This window comes from Streptomyces sp. CO7 (assembly GCF_053474865.1).
Genome location: NZ_JBRIOU010000190.1, coordinates 1 through 4,499, shown reverse-complemented (window position 1 = coordinate 4,499; position 4,499 = coordinate 1). Strand labels below are relative to the sequence as shown.

Genomic DNA, 4,499 nt, shown 5'->3' with positions numbered 1-4,499 from the left:
GGAGGGGGTCATCCGGGGGGCAGGAGGTCATCCGGCGACGGTTTCCCGCTGCCGCACGGGAGCGAGGTCCTCCGGCCGGCCGGCGAGGGACGGCCGCCGCCGGGCGGCCATGCGGTCGATCAGGCCGAGCGCGGGCGCCGTCACCCCCGTGGTGACCAGCGTCATCACCACCAGCATGGCGAACACGGTGGGGGTGATGATCCCCAGCTGCAGACCGATGCCGAGCACCACCAGCTCGGTCAGCCCCCGGCAGTTCATGAGTGCGCCGAGCGAGAGGGAGTCCTGCCAGCCGAGCCCGGTCATCCTGGCCGCCCCGGTGCTCCCCGCCCACTTGGTGACGGTCGCGACGACGACGACCAGGACGCACCAGCCCCACAGGGCGGGCTCGGCGGCGATCAGCCGGAAGTCGGTCTGCAGGCCCGAGTAGGCGAAGAACAGCGGCAGCAGGAGCACCACGGTGATGCCGCGCACCTGTTCCACGGCGGCCGTCGCGGGTGCCGCACCGCGTGGCAGGACGGCGCCGAACAGGAAGGCTCCGAAGATCGCGTGGATGCCGATCCAGTCGGTGACGAAGGAGGACAGCAGGACACCGGTCAGGAGCACCAGCAGGGTGGTCGCGCCCCCGGCCAGGCGTTCCGCGTGACGCGCCGCCAGCCGGGCCAGCAGGGGGCGCACCCCGTACAGCATCACCGAGACGAACACGGCGGTCAGGACGAGCGTGGTGAACGCCGCGGTCACCGAGGTGTGCCCGCCCAGCGCCGTCGCCAGGGCGAGCACGCACCAGGCGGTGATGTCGTCGACCGCCGCGCAGGTGAGGGCGAGCCCGCCCACGGTGGTGCGTGCCATCTTGCGGTCCGTGAGGATCCGGGCGAGCACCGGGAACGCGGTGACGCTCATGGTCAGCGCGAGGAAGAGGGCGAACGCCGGGAATCCGACCCCGGGACCGGCGAACCGCCCGTACATCACGCCGGCGAGGAGGCCCCCGCCGATCATCGGCACCAGCACACTCACGTTGCTGACCAGCACCGCGGTCCGGCCGGCCCGGCGGACCTGGCCCACGTTCAGCTCGTACCCGACCAGGAACATGAAGACGACCAGGCCGAGTTGCGCCAGTGCGTTCACCACCGGGAGCAGGTCCGCGGGAAACAGCCACCGCTGCCCCGAGGGCCACATCGCTCCCAGCAGCGAGGGGCCCAGGGCTATGCCGGTGAGGATCTCGCCCATCACCGGAGGCTGCCCCAGCCGCCGGCAGAGGCGGCCCGCGACATGGCCGCAGACCATGACCACGGCGAGCAGCAGGAAGAGGTGGGGCATCTGGGCGACGGCGGGCAGGCCACCAGCGAGTTCGGTCATCATCGGCGAAGCACCACTTTCTCTGAGTTGTCGAAGGAAGCCTCGGGACCACGGGCGGGCCGAGCCGCCCGATGCCTAGCGCCCGACGGTCCGGCTGATGCCCTGCCATATCTCGGAGAGCGATTCCTTGCCGGCCATCTCCGCGTGCGTGCAGGCAATGCGCGAGACGTCGAGCCGGCCTGTTGTGTACGCGTTCCAGACGGTCGCGTCGTCCGCGTCGGCGGGCCTTCCGTGGGCCGCCTCGTAGAACTGGACGTCCCCGTCGAAGGCACCGGGAACGTGGCCGGTCAGAAGCCGGTGATTGTTCCGGTAGACCGCGGCGATCTCCGGGAGATGCCGCTCGGCGAGTTCGGCGAACAGGTTCCGGTCCCGGTGCAGCGCGGCCACGATGCCGCTCATGGTGAGGGGTTCGGCGCCGTCCTCGGCCCGTACCCCGAAGAACTCGGCGAGTCCCGCCACCACTTCGGCCTCCGTGACGGGGAGCGGCGACCCGTTCCCGAGGACGGGGTACGCGTCGAGCAGTGCGAGGGTCTCCACCCGCTCGCCCTCGGCCCTCAGCTGGACGGCCATCTCCTGGGCGACGACGCCACCGAAGGACCAGCCCATCAGGTGGTACGGACCCGTCTCCTGCACGGCACGCATCTGCCGGACGTAGTCGGCCGCCATCTCCCGGACGGAGCCCGGGAGCGCGCCCTCGCCGTCGAGGCCGCGCGCCTGGAAGGCGTGGACCGACTGCCCCGGCGAGGCGATGCCGGCCAGCGGCGAATAGCACCAGCCGATACCGCTCACGGGATGGACGCAGAAGAGTGCCGCATCGCCACCCGCGTCCCTGATGGGCAGGAGCACGTCGAACGCGTCCCCGGCCGAGGACCGCCCCGGACTCCCCTCCCCCTCCGGCCGCTCCGACCCCTCCGACTGCTCCGCGAGAGCGGCCGCGGTCGGCGCGGCGAACAGCGCGCGGATGGCGAGCGTCTCGCCGAGCACGTCCCGGATGCGGCCGATCAGCTGGACCGCCAGCAGGGAGTGGCCGCCCAGCTCGAAGAAGTTGTCGTCGATCCCCACCTCGGGTACGCCCAGGGTCTCCGCGAAGAGACCGCACAGGACCTCCTCGCGCGGGGTGCGCGGACCACGCCTCGCGGAGCCCGTGCCGTACGAGGGCGCCGGCAGGGCCCGCCGGTCCAGCTTGCCGTTGGCGGTCGACGGCAGTCGCTCCAGCACCACGAACGCCGAGGGCACCATGTACTCCGGCAGCAGACCGGCCGCGTGGGCGCGCAGGGCCCCGGTGTCCACGTCGGCGTGCCCCGCCTCGGCCACCACGTAGGCGACCAGCCGCTTGTCGCCCGGCCGGTCCTCACGGGCCACCACCGCGACCTGCGCGACACCCGGGAAGCGGCCCAGCACGGCGTCGATCTCGCCCAGTTCGATGCGGTAGCCGCGGATCTTCACCTGGTCGTCGACCCGCCCCAGGTACTCCAGCAGCCCGTCGCCGCTCCAGCGGGCGAGGTCACCGGTGCGGTACATGCGGCTGCCGGCCGGGCCGAAGGGGTCCGCGACGAACCGCTCCGCGGTCAGGTCCGGACGACCGAGGTACCCGCGCGCCAGGCCCGCGCCGGCCAGGTACAGCTCCCCCGCCACGCCGGCCGGGACCGGCTGCAGGTTGCCGTCCAGGACGTACGTCCGCGTGTTGTGCAGCGGGCGGCCGATCGACGGCGCCCGGGTGACGGGGCCGTCCGTGGACCACGCGGTGGCGTACACCGTCGCCTCGGTCGGGCCGTAGATGTTGTGGACGCGGCCGGCCCCGAGTGCGTCCCGGACCACCGTGGCGGCCTGGGCGGTCAGTGCCTCGCCGCAGAACACCACGGTGTCCGCCGCGGTGCGCACGTCGCCGCGGGACACGATCCGGGCGAGCGCGGACGGAACCCCGCTCACCAGGACCCCGGAACGGTCGCCGGTGTCCCGGTCGCCCAGGGCCAGCAGGTCACGCAGCACTTCGAGGCAGCCGCCGGTCAGCAGCGGGCCGAACATCTCGAACACGGAGACGTCGAAGTTGAGTGACGTGGTGAACAGGACGTGCTCCAAGGGCCGGGCGCCGAACTCGTCCCGGGCCCAGGCGGCCAGGTTGGCCACATTGGCATGGGTGACCACGACTCCCTTGGGACGGCCGGTGGAGCCCGAGGTGTAGATGACGTACGCCGGGTGCGACGGGTGCAGGACGGCACCGCGGTCGCGGTCGGTCGGGTCGGTGGCGGGCCGGCGGTCCACGGCGGCGACGACCTCGGGGTCGTCCAGGACCAGGCGCGGAGTCCGCGAACCGTCCGGCAGCGTCCGCTCGGTCTCCTCCACGGTGAGGACGAGCGCCGGGGCGGCGTCCTGCAGCAGGTAGGCGATCCGGTCCGCCGGGTAGGCGGGGTCGACCGGAAGGTAGGCGGCTCCCGCCTTGAGCACGGCGAGCAGCGCCACCATGGTCTGCGCGGTCCGCGGCAGGGCGAGGGCGACGAACTGCTCGGGGCCGACCCCTTGGGCGATCAGGTGGTGGGCGAGGCGGTTGGCCCGCTCGTTGAGCGCGTCGTAGCTCAGCTCGGTTCCGGAGGCCAGCACCGCCGGGTGTTGGGGTGTCCGCGCGACCTGGGCCTGGAAGAGGGCGGGAAGCGTCGCGTCGGTCAGCTCGACCGCGGTGTCGTTCCACTCCCCCAGCATCCGGCGGCACTCCTCCTCGGTGAGGACCGCGATCCTGCCGAGGGGCTGGTCCGGATCCGCGACCGCCGCCTCCAGCACGCGCACCATCCGGGTCACCAGGGCTTCGACGCTCTCCTGGTCGAACAGGTGGGTGCTGTAGTGCAGCAGGCCGCCGATACCGGCCGGCCGGCCGTCGCTCGCGTACTCCTCGGTGAAGTTGAAGCCCAGGTCGAACCGGCTGACCTCGAACGGAACCGGCTCCTGCGTCACCGTCAGACCGGGCAGGCCCAGGGCACCGCCGCCGGTGGCGTCCAGACCGAAGATCACCTGGAACAGGGGGTGACGGGCGAGTGAGCGTTGGGGGTTGATGGCTTCGACGAGGCGTTCGAAGGGGATGTCCTGGTGGGTGTAGGCGGCGAGGTCGGTTTCGCGGGTGCGGGTGAGGAGTTCGCGGAAGGTGGGGTTGCCGG

2 protein-coding genes are annotated in these 4,499 nt (G+C 72.5%); both read right to left on the bottom strand.

Annotated features, from left to right (window positions below):
- Positions 1-27 precede the first annotated feature (27 nt).
- A complete protein-coding gene (locus ACOV8S_RS32360; protein WP_448322156.1) occupies positions 28-1,356 on the bottom strand; it encodes a cation:proton antiporter in 1,329 nt (442 codons plus the stop codon).
- Between the two features lie 72 nt (positions 1,357-1,428).
- A partial coding sequence (locus ACOV8S_RS32355) for a non-ribosomal peptide synthetase (RefSeq protein WP_448322154.1) occupies positions 1,429-4,499 on the bottom strand: 3,071 nt, incomplete at its 5' end.